Annotated in this window: 3 protein-coding genes; all 3 read left to right on the top strand. The window is 61.3% G+C overall.

Annotated features, from left to right (window positions below):
- Positions 1-81: 81 nt before the first annotated feature.
- Positions 82-960: a LamG domain-containing protein gene (locus tag MPRO_RS02070; protein WP_082708400.1), complete on the top strand. Its 879-nt coding sequence runs from the start codon at positions 82-84 to the stop codon at positions 958-960.
- A 12-nt stretch (positions 961-972) separates the two neighbouring features.
- Positions 973-1551: a hypothetical protein gene (locus MPRO_RS02075; protein ID WP_067286370.1), complete on the top strand. Its 579-nt coding sequence runs from the start codon at positions 973-975 to the stop codon at positions 1549-1551.
- Between the two features lie 3 nt (positions 1552-1554).
- Positions 1555-3663, top strand: a 2109-nt coding sequence (locus MPRO_RS02080; RefSeq protein ID WP_067286372.1) for a hypothetical protein, incomplete at its 3' end; no start/stop codon positions are given.

Here is a 3663-nt window from a genome sequence, read left to right on the forward strand (position 1 = left end):
GATCGCCAGGACAACGCTCAGCGGCACACCCACCCAGGAAGACGATTCGTTCAAGCTGCAGATCAGGGGGGATGCTGACTGATGCCATACGCAATAACCGATCCAAGGCACCCCGATGTGGTGGCGTTCTATTCAATGGACACGTTGATTGATGGGGCGTTGAAGAATGAAGCGGGCTCGCTGAACGCGCCGATTACCGGGGCTACTCAGGTGTCGGGGAGGTTTGGTAAGGCGCTGCAGTTTAACGGCAATGCCGCCAGCTTTGTAAACATGAACGGCGTTATCAGTGATCCAACGGCGCTGGCGATATCCTGCTGGGTTGACCCAAACCATGCCAGCAGTAATGGCAAGATTTTCAGCCACCGCGATGACTCCCAAGCGCTTGTGCAGTTAGCGATCAATAATAACCAACTGCAGCTGCAAGTCAGGAGCTCAACGAGCGCTCTGGTCAATATCGTTGCGGGGGCCACTCCATCAGGCCAGATTACCCATGTGCTGGGCGTTTTCACCAAGTCTACCGGCTGTAGGATCTATGTAAACAAGACGCTGGTTGCTTCATCAGCAACCACATTCAGCGGGAATTTTCATTCGTCATGGACACTCATTGGAGGTTATAGCTATTCAGGGGTTGATGTGGCCACGGATGGTAATTACAGCGGTACGATCGATCACTTCCGCCTTATCACCCGTGATGTCACCCAGGCAGAAATAGATGAGCTCGGAAATGAGCAGCCAATCCATATTGCCGGCAATGTAACAGTCGATGGGGAGCCTTCGATCGTACCTGTGCGTATCTATGACGAAGCCGACGGTCGCTTGCTTAACGAAGGCATCAGCGGCGCTGATGGCAACTATTCGATCCCCGTTTATACCTTCGATCCAGTGCATGTGATGGCGATACCCGGTGCCGGCTACCGCCCGTTGGTCCATGGGCCTGTTACGCCACTAGTGGCTGTCTAAAGGATTTTTATAATGATGCTATTCGCCGATACCCTGCGCACCAACCGCGCCCAGCAGATCATAAACGCCATTGATGCTGCCGCCACGCCCGGCACTCTGCCGATCTATTCCGGCGGCCAGCCCGACAAGGGCCGCGATGTGTCTGCCATGCCGGCCTACGGCACCAGTACGGCTTATACCGCCGGCGATTATGTCACCGCCTCTGGCCACTACTACCGGGCCGAAAACACCGGTACCAGTGCCGGATCCGCCCCCACCTGGCCGACCAATGGCACCACCGTGGCGGATAACGACATCACCTGGCAGGACATGGGCCTGATCCCGGTGTTGCTGGGAACCCTGATCTTTAGCAAGCCCTGCGGCACCGTCACCGATGGCCTGCTGAGCTTCGCCGCCATCACCGATGATGACGAGGCCGATGCCAGCGGTACAGCCACCTGGGCCCGCGCCCTGGATGGCGACGGCAACTTCGTTATCGATGGCGATTGCGGCATCACCGGCAGTACCGCTTTTGTCCGATTCAATACACTTGATATAGTCATAGGCGGCCCGCTGCGGGCGACCAGCGCCGCCATTCTTGAAGCTGCCTAAATCATGAGCTATACGCCGCCGTTAGGGGATGCCGTCGATTTTGATCTGACTGGCAGCTATACGCCCCCCCTGCGCGATGCGGTTGATTTTGCGTTTGCCGCCGATGCGGTTGAACTGAGTGTAAACGCTACCACCGCTGCACCCACGGGCCTGATCAGCATCCTGCATGGCCAGATACCCAGCGCCACGATCAGCGCCACCACGGCCCCGCCGCAGGCGCAGCTGCAGCTGGCCCACGGCGCTGTGCTGGGGCTGGCTGCCACCACAGCGCCACCCCAGGCGCTGATCCATGTCGAGTTCAGCAACGAGCGCCGCCTGGCGCTGTATGGCGTCACCGCCTCCCCGATATCCCAGGTTCATCTGGCGCGGGGTGCCGTGGCGAGCATCAGCGCGACTACGGCAGCCCCAGTATCAGCCCTGGTGGTGGATTGGGGCGTGCCGATTCCGCGTGCTGCACTTAATAGCAGCGATGCAGGCCAGGCAGCGAAGTGGGGCAGGGCGGCAGTGGTCGACTCTGGTCTAGTGCTTGGCTTCATTAACGCCCCGCCCAAGCAGCCCGCCAAGGGCGTTGCCTGGCAGGATGCCGATCGGATCGATGCGACCCCGACCTTGCCATTTGGCGTGATCCCGGCCAAGCCGGCTTTGGGCGTCGTACCCTGGAACGCCTTTTCAGCCCATCCAGGCGCCATCCCTTCGCTGGATTACAGCCACCCGCCCGCCAAGCAGTCGGATCGTATGCAGGCCTGGGCGTTGTTCGGCCGGCACCTGGATCAGGGCTCAGGGCAGCGGTGGATATATCCCCCCGCCGTCGATCGCAACAGCGGCTACCCGCACCAGCGCACTGAACTCTGGGGCAGCAAGCAGGTTTGGGATACCCGCGATTACACACCGCCATTGAGTTATGAGGTGGATTTTAACTTCGCCGCTGCTGACTACATCCCGCCGGTATCTACCGCGCTTGATTTCAGCTGGGGCGCCCCGCCGCCCTATGCCAACCAGCCGATCCGGCCAACCGATCCCGGCATCAGCATGGCCCACGATACCCCACCCGCAGTACAGGCAAGCCGCACTGTGCCCTGGGGTACCGGCAGCTGGGAACGCCCACTGCCCGACACCATTACCAGCCCTGGCTGGGGCGTGACGCCGGACGAGCCCGCCACACCGCCGCCGGTACCGACCATTAAAGAGGTGTACATATTTATGCCGTCACTCACGCTATACCGCACCCCGGACGGCGCAGAAATCGAAGCGCTCAATGTCAGCTGGACCACCGATAGTGATTCGTGGGGCTGGCGCTTTAGCGCAACCCTGGCGCAGGCGTCGGACCTGGCACTGCTCAAGTCCGGCAGCAACGGCCCCCGCGAGATCGCCTGCGAGATCAACGGCCACCTGTTCAAGGGTATAGTCGAGAGCTACGGCACCAGCCGCCAGTTCGGCCAGAGCGGCTATACCATCAAAGGCCGGTCCTTGAGCGCCTACCTGTCGGATCCCTACGCTCCACTGCGCAGCAAGGCCATTGATGCCACTTACAGCGCCCGCCAACTGGCCGAGCAGGAACTGGCCAATACAGGCTGGACGCTGAACTGGCAGATCCCCGACTGGACGATCCCGGCAGGCGCTTTTAGCTACCAGAGCAAAGACGCCATTGCCGTGATCAAGAGCATCGCCGAGGCCGCCGGCGCCACCGTGCAGACCGATCCCAGCATCCAGCAGCTGCACATCAAGCCGCGCTACCCGGTCAGCCCGCACCTGTGGGCCAATGTTGGCACCCCGCTGGACGCCATCCTGCCGGCTGAGCTGATCAAAACCGCAGGCTCTGAATTCCGATCCTTACCGAAATACAACCGCACATTCGTGGCGGGAGGCCCCACCGGCGGCGTGATCGTCATGCTCACCCGCGACGGCACCGCCGGCGACATCCTCAGCCCCCAGATCGTGGACCCGCTCATCACCCACAGCACCGTCGGCTACGAGCGCGCCCGCAACGAACTGGCCCCCGGCGGCAACTGGGAAAGCCTAAGCCTCGAAACCTGGCTCACCCAGCAGGGCGAAGCCCCCGGCCTGTTGCTGCCCGGCCACCTGGTGGAGATCCAGGACATCAGCGAGAGCTAC

Source organism: Marinobacterium profundum, from assembly GCF_001528745.1.
Lineage (GTDB): Bacteria > Pseudomonadota > Gammaproteobacteria > Pseudomonadales > Balneatricaceae > Marinobacterium_A > Marinobacterium_A profundum.